Source organism: Streptomyces sp. NPDC056580, from assembly GCF_042793175.1.
Taxonomy (GTDB): domain Bacteria; phylum Actinomycetota; class Actinomycetes; order Streptomycetales; family Streptomycetaceae; genus Streptomyces.
Map to the genome: position 1 here is coordinate 59,451 of NZ_JBHTVE010000016.1, position 21,000 is coordinate 80,450.

General features: G+C 73.6%; 19 protein-coding genes. 11 read left to right on the forward strand and 8 right to left on the reverse strand.

Translation table 11 applies throughout. The features are described from left to right. The first annotated feature begins 113 nt into the window (after positions 1-113). Both ACFQ9Z_RS31190 and ACFQ9Z_RS31195 read left to right on the forward strand, forming a co-directional pair. Entirely contained in the window at positions 114-539 is a 426-nt protein-coding gene (locus tag ACFQ9Z_RS31190) for a PPOX class F420-dependent oxidoreductase (protein ID WP_383026729.1), read from the forward strand. 63 nt (positions 540-602) lie between these two features. Next, positions 603-878, forward strand: a complete 276-nt coding sequence (locus tag ACFQ9Z_RS31195) for a DUF1876 domain-containing protein (RefSeq protein ID WP_383026732.1) — start codon at positions 603-605, stop codon at positions 876-878. 13 nt (positions 879-891) lie between these two features. On the opposite strand, the gene ACFQ9Z_RS31200 is transcribed toward ACFQ9Z_RS31195, so the two are convergent. From ACFQ9Z_RS31200 to ACFQ9Z_RS31215, 4 genes are all read right to left on the reverse strand, one after another. Next, positions 892-2,061 (reverse strand): serine hydrolase domain-containing protein, encoded by a 1,170-nt coding sequence (locus ACFQ9Z_RS31200; protein WP_383026735.1) that lies wholly within the window; start codon positions 2,059-2,061, stop codon positions 892-894. 131 nt (positions 2,062-2,192) lie between these two features. Further along, complete coding sequence (locus tag ACFQ9Z_RS31205; RefSeq protein WP_383026739.1) at positions 2,193-2,957, reverse strand: energy-coupling factor ABC transporter ATP-binding protein; 765 nt, start codon at positions 2,955-2,957, stop codon at positions 2,193-2,195. Continuing rightward, a complete protein-coding gene (cbiQ, locus tag ACFQ9Z_RS31210; RefSeq protein ID WP_383026743.1) occupies positions 2,945-3,706 on the reverse strand; it encodes a cobalt ECF transporter T component CbiQ in 762 nt (253 codons plus the stop codon). Before cbiQ ends, ACFQ9Z_RS31205 begins: the two co-directional genes overlap by 13 nt. 1 nt (position 3,707) lies before the next feature. After that, positions 3,708-4,760, reverse strand: coding sequence for an energy-coupling factor ABC transporter permease (locus ACFQ9Z_RS31215; protein ID WP_383026749.1), 1,053 nt, complete (start codon positions 4,758-4,760; stop codon positions 3,708-3,710). A gap of 148 nt (positions 4,761-4,908) precedes the next feature. On the opposite strand from ACFQ9Z_RS31215, the gene ACFQ9Z_RS31220 reads away from it, so the two are divergent. Beyond that, on the forward strand, positions 4,909-5,247 hold the full coding sequence (locus ACFQ9Z_RS31220) for an SsgA family sporulation/cell division regulator (protein ID WP_383026752.1): 339 nt from the start codon (positions 4,909-4,911) through the stop codon (positions 5,245-5,247). Positions 5,248-5,272: 25 nt separating this feature from the next. Here the strand turns inward: ACFQ9Z_RS31220 and ACFQ9Z_RS31225 are convergent, their stop codons facing one another. The 4 genes from ACFQ9Z_RS31225 to ACFQ9Z_RS31240 form a co-directional block, all read right to left on the reverse strand. Further along, a complete protein-coding gene (locus tag ACFQ9Z_RS31225; RefSeq protein WP_383026757.1) occupies positions 5,273-6,928 on the reverse strand; it encodes a penicillin-binding transpeptidase domain-containing protein in 1,656 nt (551 codons plus the stop codon). A gap of 95 nt (positions 6,929-7,023) precedes the next feature. Then, the gene (locus ACFQ9Z_RS31230; protein WP_383026760.1) at positions 7,024-8,652 is read right to left on the reverse strand and encodes a penicillin-binding transpeptidase domain-containing protein; all 1,629 of its coding nucleotides are present in this window, start codon (positions 8,650-8,652) and stop codon (positions 7,024-7,026) included. Positions 8,653-8,811: 159 nt separating this feature from the next. Then, entirely contained in the window at positions 8,812-9,345 is a 534-nt protein-coding gene (cpt, locus tag ACFQ9Z_RS31235) for a chloramphenicol phosphotransferase CPT (protein WP_383026763.1), read from the reverse strand. A gap of 162 nt (positions 9,346-9,507) precedes the next feature. Next, positions 9,508-11,256 carry a dolichyl-phosphate-mannose--protein mannosyltransferase gene (locus ACFQ9Z_RS31240; RefSeq protein ID WP_383026766.1) on the reverse strand — a complete coding sequence of 583 codons (1,749 nt, stop codon included), beginning with the start codon at positions 11,254-11,256 and terminating at the stop codon, positions 9,508-9,510. Positions 11,257-11,361: 105 nt separating this feature from the next. On the opposite strand from ACFQ9Z_RS31240, the gene rsmI reads away from it, so the two are divergent. The 8 genes from rsmI to ACFQ9Z_RS31280 all read left to right on the forward strand — a co-directional run bounded on the left by rsmI (position 11,362) and on the right by ACFQ9Z_RS31280 (position 20,780). After that, positions 11,362-12,213: a 16S rRNA (cytidine(1402)-2'-O)-methyltransferase gene (rsmI, locus tag ACFQ9Z_RS31245; protein ID WP_383026769.1), complete on the forward strand. Its 852-nt coding sequence runs from the start codon at positions 11,362-11,364 to the stop codon at positions 12,211-12,213. A gap of 126 nt (positions 12,214-12,339) precedes the next feature. Continuing rightward, a complete protein-coding gene (locus tag ACFQ9Z_RS31250) occupies positions 12,340-13,905 on the forward strand; it encodes a N,N-dimethylformamidase beta subunit family domain-containing protein (protein ID WP_383026772.1) in 1,566 nt (521 codons plus the stop codon). A 298-nt stretch (positions 13,906-14,203) separates the two neighbouring features. Next, positions 14,204-14,611, forward strand: a complete 408-nt coding sequence (locus ACFQ9Z_RS31255; protein WP_143631184.1) for a hypothetical protein — start codon at positions 14,204-14,206, stop codon at positions 14,609-14,611. Between the two features lie 47 nt (positions 14,612-14,658). Next, complete coding sequence (locus ACFQ9Z_RS31260; protein WP_383026776.1) at positions 14,659-15,537, forward strand: TatD family hydrolase; 879 nt, start codon at positions 14,659-14,661, stop codon at positions 15,535-15,537. 131 nt (positions 15,538-15,668) lie between these two features. Next, positions 15,669-17,039: a ubiquitin-like domain-containing protein gene (locus ACFQ9Z_RS31265; protein ID WP_383026781.1), complete on the forward strand. Its 1,371-nt coding sequence runs from the start codon at positions 15,669-15,671 to the stop codon at positions 17,037-17,039. Positions 17,040-17,088: 49 nt separating this feature from the next. Next, the gene (rsmA, locus tag ACFQ9Z_RS31270) at positions 17,089-17,994 is read left to right on the forward strand and encodes a 16S rRNA (adenine(1518)-N(6)/adenine(1519)-N(6))-dimethyltransferase RsmA (protein WP_383026784.1); all 906 of its coding nucleotides are present in this window, start codon (positions 17,089-17,091) and stop codon (positions 17,992-17,994) included. Continuing rightward, entirely contained in the window at positions 17,991-18,914 is a 924-nt protein-coding gene (locus ACFQ9Z_RS31275; protein WP_383026787.1) for a 4-(cytidine 5'-diphospho)-2-C-methyl-D-erythritol kinase, read from the forward strand. The genes rsmA and ACFQ9Z_RS31275 overlap by 4 nt, the downstream gene beginning before the upstream one ends. A 60-nt stretch (positions 18,915-18,974) precedes the next feature. Next, the gene (locus ACFQ9Z_RS31280; RefSeq protein WP_383026792.1) at positions 18,975-20,780 is read left to right on the forward strand and encodes an ABC-F family ATP-binding cassette domain-containing protein; all 1,806 of its coding nucleotides are present in this window, start codon (positions 18,975-18,977) and stop codon (positions 20,778-20,780) included. Positions 20,781-21,000 lie beyond the last annotated feature (220 nt).

The window sequence follows — 21,000 nt, forward strand, 5'->3', positions numbered from 1 at the left end:
GCCGAGACCGGCACAGACCGGCCGAGGCGAACACCGTGAACACCGGCAGAGACCGGCCGAAGACCGACCGAGACGAACACCGGCCGAGACCGACGAACACCGAGGAGAGCACCATGTCGAAACCCCCGCTGCCGCCCGAGGCCCAGGAACTGCTGCGCCGCCCCAACCCCTGTGTCATGGCCACCGTGCGCTCCGACGGGGCGCCCGTCACCACGGCCACCTGGTACCTGTGGCAGGACGACGGCCGGGTGCTGGTCAACCTGGACGAGGGCCGGGTCAGGCTGCGCCACCTGCGCCGCGATCCGCGCATCAGCCTCACCGTCCTCGCCGACGACGACTGGTACAACCACGTCACCCTGATCGGGCGGGTCGCGGACCTGCGGGACGACGAGGACCTGACCGACATCGACCGGCTGTCGGAGCACTACACCGGCAAGCCCTACCCGGAGCGGTCCAGGCCCCGGGTCAGCGCGTACATCGAGGTCGAGCGCTGGCACGGCTGGGGCGAGTTCAGGGACAGCGACCAGGCCTCCACGTGACGTTCCGCCCGTGCGGGAGCACCCTGGAACCAGCGGGAATCACTGGTTCCGGAGGTGGCCGACATGATGAGCACCACGGTGGGATGGCACGTCGAGCTGGAGTTCCAGGAAGACGACACGCGCACCCGGGCGGCCGCCCTGGTGCGCCTGCCCGACGGCAGCGAGGTACGGGCGCACGGGCACGCCAGCCGGCACAACGTCGACTCGAACCAGCCCCGGGTGGGCGAGGAGATCGCGGGGGCCCGTGCTCTCAACGAACTGGCGATGCAGTTGCTGACCAAGGCGCACGGCGAGATCGACGCGGAGTCCGGGCGGAGCTCGCACCCGATCCACGTGTGACGCGGACGGCTCCTCAGCCGAGCGCCGACAGCCCCGCACGCACCGCCCGGACCAGCGCCTGCGCCCTCGGATCCGCCGTCACGCTCTTGCGGAAGCCGTTGGTCACGTAGCCGAAGGCGACACCGGACTCCGGGTCGGCGAAGCCGAGGGAGCCGCCGCGGCCCGGGTGGCCGAAGGAGCCGGGCGACAGCATCGGGGCGGCGCTGCCGTGCAGCATGGGGCCGAGGCCGAACCGGGTGCCCACCACGAGCACCCGGTCCGGTCCCGCCGACCGCTCGGCGCGGGCCAGTTCCACCGTCGCCGGGGTGAACAGCCGGGTGCCGCCGTCCACCTCGCCGATGAGCGAGGCGTAGAAGCGGGCCAGGCCGTCGGCGGTGGCGATGCCGTTGGAGGCGGGCAGGGCGGCCGCGCGGTAGGCGGGCTCGTTCTCGTCCGGCAGCGGGGTGATCGCCGCGAAGGCGCGGCGGGTGAGGGAATCCGGGTCGGCGTAGGCCTCGGACACGGCCCGCTTGGGGCGGGTGCGCAGCGTGCCGGCCGCCTGGGGCGCCTCCACGGGACCGACCCGGCCGACGCGCGCCTGCTCCGCCTCGGGCAGTCCGAGCCACAGCTCGGCGCCGGCGGGCCGGGCGATCTCCTCGGCGATGTACGCGCCCACCGGGCGCCCGGTGATCCGCCGGATCAGCTCGCCGGTGAGCCAGCTGTAGGTCTGCGCGTGGTAGCCGTGGTCCGTGCCCGGCTCCCACACCGGCGCCTGGGCGGCGACGGCCGCCGCGCCGAGGTCGGGGTCGGCCGCCTCCTCAGGGGTCAGCGGACGGTCCAGCACCGGAACCCCGGCCCGGTGCGCGAGCAGGTGCCTGACGAGGGTGCGCTCCTTGCCGGCCGCCTTGTACTCCGGCCAGTACTCGCCGACCGGGGCGTCCAGGTCCAGCTCGCCGCGCTGGTGCAGCAGCAGGAGCGCGGCGGCGGCGACGCCCTTGGTCGCCGAGCGCACGACCTGCGCGGTGCCCGGCGCCCAGGGGGCGGTGCCGTCCACGTCCCGGGTGCCGCCCCGGAGGTCGACGACCTTCCGGCCGTCCCGGTACACGGCGACGGCCGCGCCCCGCTCCCCGAGCAGCTCGAAGTTGGCGGCGAACGCCCGCCTGACCGGCTCGAAGCCCTCGGCCACTGTGCCGTGCACGTCCACGTCCGCCGTCCCTTCCGATTCAGCTGCGGCAGTGGGTGCAACGGGGTCCGCGGGCCTGCGATTCCTCGGCGGTGCCGCCCCCTGCGGAATCGTTACACCGACGTTGCCGCGGGGCGGCGGGCGCCGGGGGGTCAGGCGCCCGCCGTCACGGACCTCGGGTCGAAGCCGAACGGCAGCTCGAGGCGGTGCGCCCGCATCAGCGTGTCGTCGGACAGCAGCTCGCCGGTGGGTCCGTCCGCCGCGATCACGCCGTCGCTGAGGATCAGCGAGCGCGGGCACAGCTCCAGCGCGTAGGGCAGGTCGTGCGTGACCATCAGGACGGTGACGTCCAGGGAGCGCAGGATGTCGGCGAGCTCCCGCCGGGAGGCCGGGTCCAGGTTGGACGACGGCTCGTCCAGGACCAGGATCTCCGGCTCCATCGCGAGCACTGTCGCGACCGCGACCCGGCGGCGCTGCCCGAACGACAGGTGGTGCGGCGGGCGGTCGGCGAAGTCCCCCATCCCGACCCGGTCCAGCGCGGTGCGCACCCGCTCCTCCAGCGCCGCGCCCCTGATCCCGGCGGCCGCCGGCCCGAACGCCACGTCCTCCCGCACCGTCGGCATGAACAACTGGTCGTCCGGGTCCTGGAAGACGATGCCGACCTTCTGCCGGATCTCGGCCATGTGCCGCTTGCCGACCGGCAGCCCGGCCACGGTCACCGTGCCGGTGCCGCCGCCCAGGATGCCGTTCAGGTGCAGCACGAGCGTGGTCTTGCCGGCGCCGTTGGGACCGAGCAGCGCGACGCGTTCGCCGCGCGCGATGGAGAAGTCCACGCCGAACAGGGCCTGGTGGCCGTCGGGGTAGGCGAAGGCGAGGCCGGATACCTCCAGCGAGGCAGGTGTAGTCACAGGACCCATCCCAGCAGACAGACGACGAGGGCGGCGCAGGGGAGGGCGAGGGCGTGACGCCACTCGGCCCGGGACGCGGTCACCTCGTCGATGACCGGCATCGAGCCGGCGTACCCCCGGCTGACCATGGCCAGGTGCACCCGCTCCCCGCGCTCGTAGGAGCGGATGAACAGCGCGCCCGCCGACTTGGCGAGCACCCCCCAGTGCCGCACACCCCGCGCCTCGAAGCCGCGCGACTCGCGGGCGATCCGCATCCGGCGCATCTCGTCGGTGATGACGTCGCCGTAGCGGATCATGAACGAGGCGATCTGCACGAGCAGCGGCGGCAGCTTCAGCCGCTGCAGCCCGAGCAGCAGTTCGCGCAGCTCGGTGGTGGCGGCCAGGAGCACCGAGGCGGCGACGCCGAGGGTGCCCTTGGCGAGCACGTTCCAGGCGCCCCACAGTCCGTTGACGCTCAGCGACAGGCCGAGGACGTGCACCCGCTCGCCCTCGGCCACGAACGGCATGAGCACCGCGAAGGCCACGAACGGCACCTCGATCAGCAGCCGCTTCAGCAGGAACCCGGCGGGCACGCGGGCCAGGCCCGCCACGAGGGCGAGCAGCACGGCGTAGGCCGCGAAGGCCCACATCGCCTCCCGCGGGGTCGACACCACGACGACCACGAACGCGAAGGCGGCCGCCAGCTTGGCGTGCGGCGGCAGGGCGTGGACGGGCGAGTGCCCGTGCCGGTAGAGCCGGTGCGCGTGTCCCGCTCCCACGTCAGGCGCCCGTGTTCGCGGTCGAGGCGGGGGAGACGTCCGAGCCGCGGCGCCTGCGCACCGCCCAGAACACCGTGCTGCCGGCGACGACGGTGACGCCGACGCCGATCACGCCCGCGAGGCCGCCGGACAGCCGTGCGTCGGAGACGTCCTTGACGCCGTAGTCGGCGAGCGGGGAGTCGGACGAGGCGTGCTTCTCGGCCTTCTTGTCGATGCCCTGGTCGTGCGCGACCTTCTCCAGGCCGTCGGGGTTGGCGGAGGCGTAGAAGCTCACGAACCCGGCGAGGACCAGCGAGGTGACCAGGCCGGTCAGCCACAGGGTGCGCCGGGAGGCGCGCGCCGCCACGGGGACGGCGGGAGCGGGCGCGTCCACCAGTTCGCCGTTCACCCGCAGTCGCAGGCGCTGCCGCAGGCCGCGCGCACCGTGCACCAGGTCCGGGCGCACGGCGATCACGGCGCCCACGGTGAGCGCGGTGATCACCGCCTCGCCGAGGCCGATCAGCAGGTGGACGCCGATCATCGCGGTCGCCACCTTGCCGATGGAGACGTCGGTGGTGCCGCCGACCGCGTACATGAACGTGAAGGCGACGGCGGCGGCCGGCACCGAGACCAGCGCTGCGACGAAGGAGGCGACGGTGACCGAGCGGCGCTTGCGGGGCAGCACGGCGAGCAGCCCGCGGAAGACGGCGTAGGCCACGACGGTCGTGACGATCGCCATGTCGGTGATGTTCACGCCGAGCGCGGTGAGCCCGCCGTCCGCGAACAGCACACCCTGCATGAGCAGCACCACCGACACGCACAGCACCCCCGTGAAGGGACCGACGAGTATCGCGGCGAGCGCACCGCCCAGCAGATGACCGCTTGTTCCGGCCGCGACGGGGAAGTTGAGCATCTGTACGGCGAAGATGAACGCGGCCACCAGACCGGCCAGCGGGGCCGTGCGCTCGTCGAGTTCGCGGCGGGCGGCCCGCAGGCTCACCGCGATGGCGCCGGCGGCGACCACTCCGGTGACGGCGGAGACAGGGGCGTTGATGAATCCGTCAGGTACGTGCACCGTACGATTTTAGGGCCTTGTTGCGAAGGGTTTGCAAGAGAGACGTCGTTTCCGTCTCCCGGAGGTGCAAATCGGAAAATATGGGACATTAGGTAAGGAGCGGATGAGGCATTTCCGCTCGGGTCACTGAGCGTGAGAGGACGGTCCGATGCCTGTAGTCGAACAGTACGCACGCGCCCATATCGTCACGGACGAGGAGGATCCGGGGGCTGTGCCCGTCCTGCTGCGCTACGACCCCGAGGACGACCCGCGGTCGGTGCACATCGACCTGCCCGGCACGCACGAGTGGACCTGCTCCCGGGACCTGATCGAACAGGGTCTGACCGCGCCCGCGGCCAGCGGCGACGTGCGGGTGTGGCCGTGCGGACGCGTCCAGGCGGTCGTCGAGTTCCACTCCGACCGCGGTGTCTCGGTGGTGCAGTTCGAGGCGAAGGCGCTGATCGACTTCCTGCTCCGGACCTACCGGGCCGAGCCGGTGGTGTACTGAGCCGGGCCGCCGGCGGCCCGGGCGCTCAGCCCCCCTGCTTCAGCAGGGCCGCGACGATCGGCCCGGCCGTGTCACCGCCGTGACCGCCGGCCTGGACCACGCCCGCGGCCGCCAGGTCGCCCCGGTACGCGGTGAACCAGCCGTTGGGCTTCTTCTGACCGTCGACCTCCGCCGAACCGGTCTTGGCGCCGTAGTCCGGGCCGAGCCCCGACATCGCCTCCGCGGCGGTGCCGTACGCGGCCGTGTACCGCATCAGCTCGCGCAGCTGCGAGAGCGTCCTGATCGACAGGACGCGGGACGCCGTGGCCAGTTTCCGGTGGTCGAACGCGGGGGAGACCAGGTAGGGCTGGTGGAAGGCGCCCGACTGCACGGTGGCGGCGACCGACGCCATGTTCAGCGGATTCATGCGCACCCCGCCCTGTCCGATCAGCGAGGCGGCCATCTGCGCGGCCGACTGCACCGGCACCGAGCCGTCGACGGTCGGCACGCCGACCGCCCAGTTGTTCATGGACAGGCCGAAGACCTGCTGGGCCTGCTTGGTCAGGTCGTCGTTCTGCAGCTTCTTCGCCTGGCTGATGAAGGCGGTGTTGCAGGAGCGGGCGAAGCTCGCCTTGAACGTGCCCCCCTTGATCTCGAAGTCGTCGTCGTTGTGGAACTTCCAGCCGCCGTAGGTGAACGTCTTCGGGCACGGGTGCTTCTTGTCCGCCGAGGCGAGGCCCTTGTCGACCAGCAGCGACGAGGTGATGACCTTCATCGTGGAACCGGGCGCCAGCGAGCCCTGGAAGGCGGAGTTGAAGCCGTGCCCGCTGTTGGCGACCGCGAGGATCTCCCCGGTCGAGGGCCGCACGACCACCACCGAGGCGTGGTCCCGCTTGTCGACCTGCTGCTCGGCCGTCGCCTGCAGGGCCGGGCTGAGCGTGGTGCGCACCGTCCCCGGCGTGCCCTGGCTCAGCTCCAGCAGCGTCTTGTCCGACAGCTTGGCCGCCTTGGACTCCTTGCCGCGTACCACGCGCAGCTCCACGCCCGCCTTGCCGCCCGCCGTCTTGCCGTACTTCTCGCGCAGGCCGTCCAGCACGGTGCCGAGGGAGGGGTACTTCGCCGCCGTCAGCTTCCCGCCGTCGCGGTCGAGCGCCTTCACCGGCGGGGTGCCGGACTCACCGGTGACCAGCCGGTCGCCGTCCTTCAGGTCCGGGTGGACGACCGAGGAGTGCCAGCCGACCAGCGCCCTGCCGTCGCTCTTGCGCCGCACGACCGTGAGCGAGCTGTCGTAGCCGAGCGGCTTGCCGGTGCTCTTGTACGACACCGTCGCCCTGACCGAGAACGGCACTCTGGCGCCGGCGGCCTTGCCGGCGGTGAGCGTGACGTCCTTCAGGTGGGCGTCCTCGGCGGCGCCGGTGAGCAGTGCCGCGGCGGCGGACGGGTCGTCGGTGGCGGCGGCCGCCTCGGTCACCCTGCCGTGCTGCCAGGCGGTGAGGAAGGCGGTGGACGCCGAGCGGACCTCGGCGGCGCTGAGCGGGCCGGTCTTCACGGCCGGGCGGGAGGGCCGGTCGTCGGCCGCGGCCCCGCCGCCGTACAGCGCGTAGGCGCCGATCCCGGCGCCGCCGACGACCACGGCGATCATCCCGCCGAGCACCACGGGTCTGTTCTTCCGCCGCTCGGCGACGCGCCTTCTCTTGCCCACAGCCTCAGTTCCTCCGCGCCTTGCCCAGCGTTTCCCGCGACCCGCACACCCCAACGACGGCGACCAGCCTAAAGTCCCCGGCCGCGAGGGTGACGTCAGCCCGCGGTCCGTAGCACGCTTGCGACAATCGGACCGGCCGCGTCGACGCCGTGCCCGCCGTCCTGGACCATCGCGGCGGCGGCCACGTCGTCGCGGTACCCGGCGAACCAACTGTCCGACTTCGCCTGCCCGTCGGACTCGGCCGACCCCGTCTTCGCGCCGATGTTCCCGCCGAGCCCGGACATCACGCCGGCCGCGGTGCCGCTGGTCGCGGTGCGGTTCATCATGGCGCGCAGCTGCTGGACGGTGCCCTGCGACAGCCCGCGCGCGCGGGCCGGCTCGCGGTGGTCCAGGGACAGCGGCACGATCACCGGCTGCCGGAAGGCGCCGGTCATCGCGGTGGCGGTGACGGAGGCCATGTTCAGCGGGCTCATCTGCACCTGGCCCTGGCCGATCAGGTTGGCCGCCGTGTCCGGCCCGCCCGAGGCGGGCACCCGGCCGTCGAAGGACGGCACCCCGATCTTCCAGTCGTCGCGCCCGAGCCCGAACCGGTCCTGCGCCTCCTCGGTGAGGGCGTCCACCCCGAGGTCGTCCGCGAACTTCACGAACGCCGTGTTGCAGGAGCGGGCGAAGCTCTCCGAGAGGGTGGCGTTCTCGTTCGGCGGCAGGTTCTTGAGGTTGTGGAACGTCTGGCTCTGCCACACGGCGGACGGCGGGCAGGGAGCCTTTCCGTTCGCGCTGGTCAGGCCGGTGTCGATCAGGGTCGCCGCGCTGATGATCTTCATGGTCGAGCCGGGTGGGCGCTCCCCGAGCAGGGCCGCGTCGAAGCCGTCCTCCCGGTGGTCGGCGACGGCCAGGATCTCGCCCGTGCTGGGCTGCACGGCCGCGACGGACGCGTCCGGGTACTTCCGCACCGCCGTCTCCGCCGCCGCCTGCGCGCTCGCGCTGAGCGTGGTGCGGAGCCTGCCCGGCCTGCCCTTGGCGAGGGTGAGCAGGGTGGTGTCGGCCGGGCTCTCCCCGTCGGTGCCCTGGTGGCGTATCACCAGCTCGACACCCGGCCGGCCGCCCGCCGTGCCGCCGTACCGCTTGCGCAGCTCGTCCAGGACCGGTCCGAGCGAGGGGTACTTCTCCTTCGTCAGCACCTGCCCGTCGCGGTCCACGGCCTCGATCTCGGGCGTCGCCGACTCACCGGTCGCGAGGGTGTCGCCCTTGCGCAGCTGCGGGTGCACGACGGAGGGCCGCCAGTCGACCAGGGCGCGGTGCGAGGTCTCCCCGCGCACGACGGTCAACGTGCTCCGGTAGCTGAGCGGCTGGGACCTGCCCTGGTACGACACCGTTGTCCTGACCGTGAACGGCACGGTCGCCCCGGTGGCCGCACCGGGCCTGATGCGCACGTCGGTGAGGTGCGCGTCGCTCCGGTACGCCGTCAGCAACTCCCGGGCTGACTCAGGGAAATCGGTGTACGACGCGGCCGTGGCGGCGTCCCCCTTCTCCCACGCGGCGAAGAACCTCCCCGTGGTGTCCTTCACTTCGTCCCGGCTGGGCGGCCCGGTCCGCACGGCGGCCGAGCCCGTCCCCCCGTCACCGCTCAGCGCGGACAGGATGTTGTAGGCGCCGTAACCGGCGCCGCCCAGCATGGCCGCGCACACGCCGCCTATGATCCCGGCCTTCACTCCGCTGCGCATCAGGCGCTCCCTCTCCCCGTCTCCCCGTGGGACCTGTCGCGCCCGGAGGTTGCTGAACGCGTTCAAAACCAGGTCGCAGCGGAACTGTAAGCGGTTGCCGGGCTGTTGGGACCGGCGTTGCCGATTGTTGTCCGAACAGAGACGTCACCCTCCGGTCGATCACCCGACATGTGCGGCAATGGTTCGCGCACACTCCATCGACTCGGCGTGCGTGGTGTCCACCGCCAGGTCGTAGGTCACCCCCTGATGCACGAGCTCCGCCTGGGCGGCGGCCATCCCCGCGACCCGGTCCCCCCGGGCGACCTCACGCCCCGCCGCGACGGCGGCCTCGCACCGGACCCCGACCCACAGCACCCCGAGCCCGTCCAGCGCCTTGCGCCACCGCGCCTGCGAGTCGGCCCCGCCGAGGAACACCTCGTCCACGACGACCCGGGCGCCCGCCCGCGCCATCGCGGCGACGCCCTCGATCCAGGCCGCCTCCAACTCCCGGAACTCCGCCCCGACGACCACCTCGCCGTCCGCCGCGAACTCGATCCCCCCGTCCCCGGCCCGCATGGAGGCCGGCAAGGCGTCCACGAACGTGTCCGTCCCGAACGCCAGCCACGCCCCGGGCAACACCGCCTGCAGACACCGCACGATCCCGGACTTCCCCGAGCTGGACCCGCCGTTGAGCACGATCACCTGAGTCGTCACGGGGCCACGGTAGGGGCGGCGGGGCCGGGTGGAAACGGAATATCGGGGGGCGGTGGGGCGTCCGGCCGGCGGTGCCGCCGCCTCTCACCGGACGCCTCGACCGGTACGGGAACGGCCGCGAGGGCACGGCGCAGGCCGTGCCCTCGTCGTACGCCGCCCCGGCTAGACCCAGGTATCGAGCCACATCCGCGATCTCCAGGAGTCGATCGGGATCGCCGTGCCCGTGTACAGCGGCCAGAAGTAGATGAAGTTCCAGGCGATCAGCAGCACCAGCACGCCCGCCGCCGAGGCGCCGATCAGGCGGCGGGTGTCCGTCGAGCCCGGGGGGCCGATGATGGCGCCGACGAGCATGGCCAGGGCCAGGCAGATGAAGGGGAGGAAGACGACCGCGTAGAAGAGGAAGATCGTCCGCTCCTGGTACATGAACCAGGGCAGGTACCCGGCCGCGATGCCGCAGGCGATCGCGCCGGCCCGCCAGTCGCGGCGGAACGCCCAGCGCCACAGCACGTACACGATGGCGGCGCAGCCCGCCCACCACAGGACGGGGGTGCCGATGGCCAGGACCTCGCGGGCGCACTTCTCGCCCGCGTCGGCCGGGCAGCCGTCGGCGCCGGGGGAGGGGGACTCGTAGAAGTACGAGACGGGGCGGCCCAGGACCAGCCAGCTCCACGGGTTGGACTGGTAGGTGTGCGGGGTCGACAGGCCGACGTGGAACTTGTAGACCTCGTGCTCGTAGTGCCACAGGCTGCGCAGCCAGTCCGGCAGGAAGGCGAAGTGGCCGCCCCTGCCGTCGGTCGCCGCCCAGTTGCGGAAGTAGCCGCCGGTGCCGTCGGCCGGGGAGAGGATCCAGCCGAGCCAGGAGAGCAGGTAGACGCCGATCGCCACCGGGACCGTCGCGAGGAACGTGATGCCCGTGTCGTGCTTCAGCGCCGCCAGGTAGGGGCGGTGGGCGCCGGCCACCTTGCGGGCGCCGACGTCCCACAGCACCGCGAGCACGCAGAACGCGGCCAGGATGTAGAGCCCGTTCCACTTGGTGCCGATGGCCAGGCCCAGCATCAGCCCGGCGGCCCAGCGCCAGGGCCGCCACCCCAGGCGGAGGGTGTCGGCCACGCCCGCGTCCGGCCGCGCCCGCCCGTCCGCGTCGACCGGAAGCGCGGCGGCCAGTCGCGCGCGTGCCCTGTCGCGGTCGATGACCAGGCAGCCGAACGCGGCCACCACGAAGAACATCAGCACGCCGTCCAGCAGCGAGGTGCGGCTCATCACGAAGTGCAGGCCGTCCACCGCCATCAGCGCGCCCGCCAGGCAGCCGAGGAACGTCGAGCGGAACATCCGGCGCCCGATCCGGCACAGCATCAGCACCGACAGCGTCCCCAGCAGCGCCGTCATGAACCGCCAGCCGAACGGGTCGAACCCGAACAAAAGCTCGCCCAGGCCGATGACGTACTTGCCGACCGGCGGGTGCACGACGTACGCCGCGTCCGCCGGGATCGCGAGGTGCCCGTGGGTCTGCAGCACCGCGTCGTTGGCGTGCTTGTCCCAGTTGACCTCGAACCCGCGGTGGACGAGCGCCCAGGCGTCCTTGGCGTAGTACGTCTCGTCGAATATCACCGCACGCGGGCTGCCCAGGTGCCAGAAGCGCATCAGGCCCGCCATCAGCGTCACCAGCAGCGGACCGCCCCAGCCCGACCAGCGGGTGACCCGCTCGGCGAGGACCGGCGGCACGCCCAGCACCTGCCACAGGCGCGGGCTCGGCTCGTTGTACGGCGGAACCAGCCGGTCGCGCACGTCGCCCGCGGGCGCGTCCCCAGCGGGCGCGTACCCGAATCGGCGCAGCCGCTGCTGCCACGTCGGCCGCTGGTCGTGCGGTGCCTGGCCCGGCCGGAGGTCCATGGAGGACGCGGTACTGGTCACCGCGCCATCGTAGGGAAACGTTCTGTGTGAGTCCCGTGCATGGCGGTACCGGTCGGGACACGGTCGCCTTCCCGCCCGCCCCGCGGTCCCTGCGAGGATGGGGGCGTGACTGGAACCCTTGTCCTCGCAGGTACCCCCATCGGCGACATCGCGGACGCGCCGCCCCGGCTGGCCGAGGAGCTGGCGGGCGCCGACGTCGTCGCGGCCGAGGACACGCGGCGGCTGCGCCGGCTGACCCAGGCGCTGGGCGTCACGCCCAAGGGCCGCGTGGTGTCGTACTTCGAGGGCAACGAGTCCGCCCGCACGCCCGAGCTGGTGCAGGAGCTGCTCGGCGGCGCGCGTGTGCTGCTGGTGACGGACGCGGGCATGCCGTCGGTCTCCGACCCCGGCTACCGGCTGGTCGCCGCGGCGGTGGCGGAGGACGTCAAGGTCACCGCCGTGCCGGGGCCGTCCGCCGTGCTCACCGCCCTCGCCCTGTCCGGGCTGCCCGTCGACCGGTTCTGCTTCGAGGGCTTCCTGCCGCGCAAGGCGGGCGAGCGGCTGTCCCGGCTGCGCGAGGTGGCGGGCGAGCGGCGCACGCTCGTCTACTTCGAGGCCCCGCACCGGCTCGACGACACCCTCGCCGCGATGGCCGAGGTGTTCGGCGCGGACCGGCGGGCCGCCGTCTGCCGCGAGCTGACCAAGACGTACGAGGAGGTGCGGCGCGGTCCGCTGGCCGAGCTGGCCGAGTGGGCCGCCGAGGGCGTGCGCGGGGAGATCACCGTCGTGGTGGAGGGCGCCGCCGAGACGGGCCCCGAGGAGCTGGACGCCGGCGAACTGGTCCGCCGGGTGCGCATCCGCGAGGAGGCGGGCGAACGGCGCAAGGAGGCGATCGCGGCGGTGGCGGCGGAGGCAGGCCTGCCCAAGCGGGTGGTCTTCGACGCGGTGGTCGCCGCGAAGAAGGACGGCACGGCCTAGCCCGACCGCGGCCGGGCGCCCGGCGGGGGCCGCGGGCGAGGGCGCCACGCCGCGCGGGGTGCGGTTCCGCGTGCGAGGCTGGCTCGCGCAGTGGAGGGGCGTCGGCCGGACGCACTGGGAGGCGATGTGGGCCCCGATGAACGAGCGGCGCCGCTCCGGGCGGAGCTGCGGCGCAGGACCTTCCTCGGAGCGTGCGCGGGCGCCGGGCTCGTGTCGGCGACGGCCGCGGCCTGCGACCCGTCCCCGTCCGCCCGCGGCCGTCCCCACGACGCCGCCTCGCCCGCCCAGGACGCCGAGCGGGACCGCCCCGGGACACCCGACTGGCGCATCCGCTCGCGGGGCCCGGCCACGGCCGTCGCCGGTTACACCGACCGGGTGAGCGTGACACCGGGCGAGGAGTGCGCCCTGCACGTCTCGACGACCGCCGCCTCCTTCCGCGTCTCGGCCTTCCGCGCCGGCTGGTACGGCGGGGCCGGAGCCCGGCTGGTGTGGTCCTCCGGGCGGATACCCGGCCGCGTCCAGCCGGAGCCGCGCCTGCTGTCCGGCACCCGCACCGTCCGCGCGGACTGGCCCCGCACCCTGAGCTTCGGCACGGAGGGCTGGCCGGAGGGCGCCTACCTGCTGCGGCTGGACGCGGAGGACGGCCACCAGCGCTACGTCCCGCTGGTCGTGAGGTCCACGCGGGGCGCGGGCCGCACGGTGCTGATGCACGCCCCCGCCACCTGGCAGGCGTACAACCGGTGGGGCGGCTACAGCCTCTACGCGGGCGTCACCGGGGCGTACGCCGACCGGTCCCTCGCCGTCAGCTTCGACCGGCCCTACGACTCCAGCGGCGCGGAGAAGTTCCTGGTGTACGAGTGGGCCGCGGTGGCGCTGGCCGAGCGGCTCGGCATCCCGCTCGCCTACACCACCGGGTCGGACGTGCACCGCGACCCGGGCGTGCTGCGCGGCGCGAGGGCCGTCGTCTGCCTCGGACACGACGAGTACTGGACCCCGGAGCAGCGCCGGCACGTCACCCAGGCCCGCGACGCGGGCGCCAACGTGGCCTTCCTCGGCGCCAACACCTGCTTCCGCCGTGTCCGGCTGGAGCAGGGCGCGGCCCGGCCGGACCGCACGGTGGTCTGCTACAAGTCCTCCTTCCGCGCCGACCCCTGCTACTCCGACCGGCCCGCCCTGGTCACGACGGACTTCCGCCAGTCCCCGGGGGCCGACCCGGAGTCGTCGATGACGGGCGTGCTGTACGAGGGGTATCCGACGGACGCGCCGTACGTGGTGCACGCGGCGGACCACTGGGTGTACGAGGGGACGGGCGTACGCCCCGGCGACGGCTTCGGCCACCTGGTCGGCGTGGAGTACGACCGGGTCACCCCGGGCGCACCCACACCGGAACCCCTGGAGATCACCGCCCACTCGCCGCTGGTGTGCAACGGCAGGCGCAGCCACAGCGACTCGGCGTACTACACGGCCGGCAGCGGCGCGGGGGTCTTCGCGACCGGCACCATGCGCTGGGTGGAGGCCCTGATGGCCGGCACCCCGGCCGGGGGCCGCGACCACGGCATGGACGCCCGCACGCGTGTCTTCGTCACCCGGACGACGGAGAACGTGCTGCGCGCCTTCGCCCGGGGCCCCGCCGCCCGCCACCGGCCCGCACCGCGCCCGAACGCCGGCGAGGTGTACCGGGGCACGGCGTGACCCAACGGCCTCGGCGACCACCGGGACCAGGGGCGCACTCGCGCTCTGAGCAGGCCTCTTCTCCGCTGAGCGTGCGCCCCAACGCGGGGCAAAGGGGCGGCACGCAAGGCAAAGCCCGAAGTGCCCGCCCGGGCCCGTTTCGGCAAGGAGAGTCCAAGACGCCTCCAACACTCGGCAGGCCGGATGCGTTCGCGCCGGGCAGGGCGTCCACTGGTCGCAGGGACGCACCCGTCCCGCACCCCGGGACCGCAGGGGAACCCGCACCGGGGTGCCTGTCCAGCGCACAACTGGAGCCGGCATGAGCGAGATCGCAGCACGGACAGGCCTTCGCGGCACCGCCACCGCCGTCGTTCACGAGTCGTACGCCTTCGCCTGCATGAGGTGCGGGTTCGGCTGGGAGCAGTCGTACGAGATAGAGCACCACCGGGACGGCGACGGCCAGGAGTACGTGATGTACGTGGCCGAGGGCCGGATCGTGCCGTCCCCGCTGAGCCGCCCCGCCTGCCACAACTGCGACGGCCGCGTCGTGCGGATCATGCGCGCCGGCCAGGTCTCCTCGGTGCGCGGCGTGGCCGAGGGCCGCCACCACCGGGTGCCCGCGGCGGGTCCCGTCGAGGCGCCCCAGGTGCCGGGGCAGCCCGCCCGGCCGCACCACTGGCACCTGTCCGACCTCCTCCACCCCTTCCAGCGCAGGGCGGCGGGCTGATCGGACGGGCCGGCCGCCCGGGCACGCCCCTTTCGTAGGATCGGGGCATGCCTTCGAACGCCGACAAGAACGCGGCACCGCCGCTCCCGCCGCCGCTGCGGGTGCCCGTGGCCGACTCCCACACCCACCTCGACATGCAGTCGGGCACGGTCGAGGAGGGCCTCGCCAAGGCCGCGTCGGTGGGTGTGACGACGGTCGTCCAGGTCGGCTGCGACATCAAGGGCTCCCGGTGGGCCGCGGAGACCGCCGCGGCCCACGACAGCGTCCACGCCACCGTCGCCCTTCACCCCAACGAGGCCCCGCGCATCGTCCTCGGCGACCCCGACGGCTGGTCGCGGCAGGGGGCCCGCGAGCCCGGCGGCGACGCGGCGCTGGACGAGGCGCTCGCCGAGATCGACCGGCTCGCCGCGCTGCCCCAGGTCAAGGGCGTCGGCGAGACGGGGCTCGACCACTTCCGCACCGGGCCGGAGGGCAAGGAGGCGCAGGAGCGGTCGTTCCGCGCCCACATCGAGATCGCCAAGCGGCACGGCAAGGCCCTCGTCATCCACGACCGCGACGCCCACGCCGACGTCCTGCGCGTGCTGCGCGAGGAGGGCGCCCCGGAGCGCACCGTCTTCCACTGCTACTCCGGCGACGCCGACATGGCCCGGATCTGCGCCCGCGAGGGCTACTTCATGTCCTTCGCCGGCAACGTCACCTTCAAGAACGCCCAGAACCTGCGTGACGCCCTCGCCGTCGCCCCGCTGGAACTGGTCCTCGTGGAGACCGACGCCCCCTTCCTGACCCCGGCGCCGTACCGGGGGCGGCCCAACGCCCCCTATCTGGTCCCCGTCACGGTGCGCGCGATGGCCGCCGTGCGCGGCACCGACGAGGACGCCCTCGCCACGGCCCTCAGTGCGAACACCGCCCGCGCGTTCGGTTATTGATCACCCGGACAACCGCGTGTACGTTCGGATGCGCAACGGTACGTAGTCGCGTCGCTTTGGAGAGTGACGAACGCTCCGCTAGGTTCTGGTGGCCCGAACCGGACCCCTCTGGCCCCCTGGAGCGTGTCGGCGTGAGCAAGCCCCAGCACGAGACGTACGGCCCCTACGGCCCTGACGCCTCCGTCCACACGGCGGAGACGCTGCCGGCCGGCGTCCGCGAGGACACCGGCCGGCCCGCCCACGGGGCGGAGGCGAACTTCGCCGCCGAGCCGGCGCCGCCGGTCCGGACGCCGACCCTGGCGATGACGCTGAGTGACGAACCCGGGGCGGCACCGGAGCCCGAGGCGCCCGCCGCGCGCGGCCGGCGGGCCGCCCGCCGGCGCAAGGGGCGGTTCGGCGAGCGCCCGGACTCCGCCGTGCGCCGGCTGCTGCCGCAGGCACTGGTCGTCGCGTTCCTCGCCGGCGGCACCACCGCCTTCGTCGCCGAGGACAAGGCGGTCGAGCTGAGCGTCGACGGCCGGCAGCGCACCCTGCACACCTACGCCGACGACGTCTCCGGGCTGCTCGACGACCAGGGCCTGCGGGTGGGCCGGCACGACATGATCGCGCCCGCCCCCGGCACGGCACTCGCCAGCGGCGACGCGGTCGCGGTGCGCTACGGGCGCCCGGTACGGCTGAAGCTGGACGGCCAGGAGCGCCAGGTGTGGACCACGTCCCCGACCGTGGACGGCGCGCTGCGCGAGATGGGGGTGCGCGCCGAGGGCGCGTACCTGTCGGCCTCGCGCTCCCGGAGCATCGGACGCGCCGGACTCGCGCTGGACGTGCGCACCGAGCGCGCCGTCACCGTCGTGGCGGACGGCCGCGCCCGCACCATCCGCACCAACGCGGCCACCGTCCGCGAAGCCGTCGAGGAGGCCGGTGTCACCCTGCGCGGCCAGGACACCACCTCGGTCCCGCCCGACAGCTTCCCGCGTGACGGCCAGACGGTGACCGTGCTGCGGGTGCACGGCTTCCGCGAGGTGCGCGAGGAGCGCATCCCGTTCCACGTGAAGCGGGTGAAGGACCACTCCCTGTTCCGCGGCACCGAGGTCGTCGAACGGCCCGGGAGGCCCGGACTGCGCCAGGTCACCTACTACCTGCGCACCGTCAACGGCGTCCGGGAGAAGCCGCGCAAGGAGGCCTCGGAGGTGCTGCGCAAGCCGCGCACCCAGGTGGTGAAGGTGGGCACCAAGGCCCGCCCGGCCACCGTCCGGGGCGCCGAGGGCCTGAACTGGCGGGCCCTCGCCGCCTGCGAGTCCGGCGGCCGGCCCAACGCGGTCGACCCCTCGGGCACGTACGGCGGGCTCTACCAGTTCGACACCAGCACCTGGCGCAGCCTCGGCGGCAGCGGGCGCCCGCAGGACGCCTCGGCGGAGGAGCAGACGATCCGCGCCAAGAAGCTGTACGTGCGCCGTGGCGCCAGCCCCTGGCCGCACTGCGGGCCGCGGCTGCACCACCGCTGAGCACGGGGAGCCGGGCGAGGGCGTTCCGGCGGCCCCGTACCCTTGTCCCGTGACCAGCCCCACCTCCGACTCCCTCCTCGGCCCGGCCGACATCCGCGAGCTCGCCGCCGCGCTCGGTGTCCGTCCCACCAAGCAGCGCGGCCAGAACTTCGTGATCGACGCCAACACGGTCCGCCGTATCGTCCGCACCGCCGGGGTCCGCCCCGACGACGTGGTCGTCGAGGTCGGTCCGGGGCTCGGCTCCCTCACCCTCGCGCTGCTGGAGGCCGCCGACCGGGTCACCGCCGTCGAGATCGACGACGTGCTGGCCGCGGCCCTTCCGGCGACCATCGCCGCCCGCATGCCGGAGCGCGCCGACCGGTTCGCCCTGGTCCACTCCGACGCCATGCACGTCGCCGAGCTGCCCGGCCCCGCCCCGACGGCCCTGGTCGCGAACCTGCCGTACAACGTGGCCGTCCCCGTGCTGCTGCACATGCTCGACACCTTCCCCGGCATCGAGCGGACGCTGGTGATGGTGCAGGCCGAGGTCGCCGACCGGCTGGCCGCCGCGCCCGGCTCCAAGGTGTACGGCGTGCCGTCCGTGAAGGCCAACTGGTACGCCGAGGTCAAGCGGGCCGGAGCCATCGGACGCAACGTCTTCTGGCCCGCGCCCAACGTCGACAGCGGACTGGTGTCGCTGGTCCGGCGCACCGAGCCGATCCGGACCACGGCGTCCAAGGCGGAGGTCTTCGCCGTCGTCGACGCGGCGTTCGCCCAGCGCCGCAAGACCCTGCGGGCCGCACTCGCCGGCTGGGCGGGCTCCGCGGCGGCCGCCGAGGCCGCCCTGGTCGCGGCCGGCGTCTCGCCGCGGGCCCGGGGCGAGTCGCTGACGGTGGAGGAGTTCGCGCGGATCGCCGAGGCCGCACCGGCGCGGAACACGGCCCCCGCGGCCCCGAACGAGGAGTCCGGCGAGTGAGCGTCACCGTGCGCGTCCCCGCGAAGGTCAACGTCCAGCTCGCGGTCGGCGCCGCCAGACCCGACGGGTTCCACGACCTCGCCAACGTCTTCCTCGCCGTGGGCCTGTACGACGAGGTCACCGTCGCCCCGGCCGACGAGCTGCGCGTCACCTGCGAGGGGCCGGACGCGGACCAGGTCCCGCTGGACCGCGGCAACCTCGCCGCGCGTGCGGCGATCGCGCTGGCCGCGCGCCGGGGCATCGAACCGGCCGTGCACATCCACATCGCCAAGGACATCCCGGTGGCGGGCGGCATGGCGGGCGGCAGCGCGGACGGCGCGGGCGCGCTGCTCGCCTGCGACACGCTGTGGGGCGTGGGCGCCTCGCGCGCCGAGCTGCTCGCCATCTGCGCCGAACTGGGCAGCGACGTGCCGTTCAGCCTGGTCGGCGGCGCCGCCCTCGGCACCGGGCGCGGCGAACGCCTCACGGCGCTGGAGACCGGCGGCACCTTCCACTGGGTGTTCGCGATGGCCGGGCGGGGGCTTTCGACGCCCGCGGTGTTCCGCGAGTTCGACCGGCTGGCGGAGGGACGGCGGATCCCGGAGCCGGTGGCCTCCCCGGAGCTGCTGGCGGCCCTGGCCAAGGGCGACACCGACGCGCTGGCCGCCTCGCTCTCCAACGACCTCCAGCCGGCCGCCCTCTCCCTCTTCCCCGAGCTGGCCGACACCCTCGAAGCGGGGCGCCGGGCCGGCGCGCTCGCCACGCTGATCTCCGGCTCGGGCCCGACGACCGCGTTCCTCACCCGCGACGCCGGCGCGGCGGAGAAGACCGCCGAGGCGCTGCGCGCTTCGGGGACCTGCCGGACGGTACGGACGGCGGCGGGGCCGGTGCCCGGGGCGACGGTGCTTCGAGGAAACCGGCGCCTCGCCCCCAGGCCCTAGGCTAGAAGGCTGACAGGCGGCGCAGCCGCGTGTCGACACAGTCCCGCGCACAGGAGTGAAATGGCCGTCAACCTGGTCAATGTCGAGAACGTCAGCAAGGTGTACGGCACCCGTGCCCTGCTCGACGGCGTCTCGCTCGGTGTGTCCGAGGGGGACCGGATCGGGGTCGTCGGGCGCAACGGCGACGGCAAGACCACCCTCATCCGGATGCTGGCCAAGGCGGAGGAGGCTGACTCCGGGCGCGTGACCCACTCCGGCGGGCTGCGGCTCGGGGTGCTCACCCAGTACGACTCCCTCGATCCGTCCGCCACCGTCCGCCACGAGGTCATCGGTGACATGGCCGACCACGAGTGGGCCGGCAACGCCAAGGTGCGCGACGTGCTCACCGGGCTGTTCGGCGGGCTGGACCTGCCGGGCTTCCCCAAGGGGCTGGACACCGTCATCGGACCGCTCTCCGGTGGTGAGCGGCGCCGCATCGCGCTCGCCAAGCTGCTCATCGAGCAACAGGACCTCATCGTCCTGGACGAGCCCACCAACCACCTCGACGTCGAGGGCATCGCCTGGCTCGCCGAGCACCTGCGCAACCGGCGCTCGGCGCTGGTCTGCGTCACCCACGACCGGTGGTTCCTGGACCAGGTCTGCACCCGCATGTGGGACGTGCAGCGCGGCGACGTCTACGAGTACGAGGGCGGCTACTCCGACTACGTCTTCGCCCGCGCGGAGCGGGAGCGGATCGCCGCCACCGAGGAGGCCAAGCGGCAGAACCTGATCCGCAAGGAGCTCGCCTGGCTGCGGCGCGGAGCGCCCGCCCGCACCTCCAAGCCGCGCTTCCGGGTGGAGGCGGCCAACGAGCTGATCGCGGACGTGCCGGCGCCCCGGGACAGCAGCGAGCTGATGAAGTTCGCCTCCTCGCGGCTGGGCAAGACCGTCTTCGACCTCGAGGACGTCACCGTGCAGGCGGGCCCCAAGGTGCTGCTCAAGCACGTCACCTGGCAGCTCGGCCCCGGCGACCGCATCGGCCTGGTCGGCGTCAACGGCGCCGGCAAGACCTCGCTGCTGCGGGCCATGGCCGAAGCGGCGCGCACCGGCGGGGAGGCGCAGCCCGTCGGCGGGCGCATCGCCGTCGGCCGCACGGTCAAGCTCGCCTACCTCTCCCAGGAGGTCGCCGAACTCGACCCCGACTGGCGGGTCCTGGAGGCCGTGCAGCGGGTCCGCGAGCGCGTCGACCTCGGCAAGGGGCGCGAGATGACCGCGGGCCAGCTCTGCGAGACCTTCGGCTTCGGCAAGGAGAAGCAGTGGACGCCGGTCGGCGACCTCTCCGGTGGTGAGCGGCGCCGGCTCCAGCTCCTGCGGCTCCTCATGGACGAGCCCAACGTCCTCTTCCTCGACGAGCCCACCAACGACCTCGACATCGAGACCCTCACCCAGCTCGAGGACGTCCTCGACGGCTGGCCCGGCTCGATGATCGTCATCTCCCACGACCGGTTCTTCGTCGAGCGCACCACGGACCGGGTGTTCGCGCTCCTCGGCGACGGCGCCCTGCGGATGCTGCCGCGCGGCATCGACGAGTACCTGGAACGGCGCCGGCGCATGGAGGAGGCGGTCGCCGCCCAGCCCGCCGCCGCGGCCAAGCCGGCCACGCAGGAGAGGAGCGCCGCCGACCAGCGCGCGGCCAAGAAGGAACTCCAGAAGATCGAGCGCCAGTTGGACAAGGTCTCCGAGAAGGAGACCAGGCTGCACGCGCAGATCGCCGAGCACGCCACCGACTTCGCCAAGGTCGCCGAACTGGACGCCCAGTTGCGCGACCTGGCCGGCGAGCGCGAGGAACTGGAGCTGCGCTGGCTGGAACTGGCGGAGGACGCGTAAAGCGCGGACAGGGCGCACCCAGGCGGCGCGCGCGGCGTGAAAGCGCCGTGCGCGCCGCCTTCGCGTGCCCCGCGTGAAGAGGGCGTGAAGGCGCGTAACGGCGGCATCACGGCCCGGTTCTCCCTTGGGAACAGGCGTGGATACGTACGTCAGTGCCGTCGGCGCCGGGTGATAGAAAGAGCCGTCTGAGAACCGTATGAATACGACCTGGGTCCGTGAG

Coding starts and splice junctions, on each gene's coding strand:
- ACFQ9Z_RS31190 (WP_383026729.1), top strand. CDS start 114: ATGTCGAAACCCCCGCTGCCGCCCGAGGCCCAGGAACTGCTGCGCCGC.
- ACFQ9Z_RS31195 (WP_383026732.1), top strand. CDS start 603: ATGATGAGCACCACGGTGGGATGGCACGTCGAGCTGGAGTTCCAGGAA.
- ACFQ9Z_RS31205 (WP_383026739.1), bottom strand. CDS start 2,957: ATGGGTCCTGTGACTACACCTGCCTCGCTGGAGGTATCCGGCCTCGCC.
- ACFQ9Z_RS31220 (WP_383026752.1), top strand. CDS start 4,909: ATGCCTGTAGTCGAACAGTACGCACGCGCCCATATCGTCACGGACGAG.
- ACFQ9Z_RS31230 (WP_383026760.1), bottom strand. CDS start 8,652: ATGCGCAGCGGAGTGAAGGCCGGGATCATAGGCGGCGTGTGCGCGGCC.
- ACFQ9Z_RS31255 (WP_143631184.1), top strand. CDS start 14,204: ATGAGCGAGATCGCAGCACGGACAGGCCTTCGCGGCACCGCCACCGCC.
- ACFQ9Z_RS31260 (WP_383026776.1), top strand. CDS start 14,659: ATGCCTTCGAACGCCGACAAGAACGCGGCACCGCCGCTCCCGCCGCCG.
- ACFQ9Z_RS31280 (WP_383026792.1), top strand. CDS start 18,975: ATGGCCGTCAACCTGGTCAATGTCGAGAACGTCAGCAAGGTGTACGGC.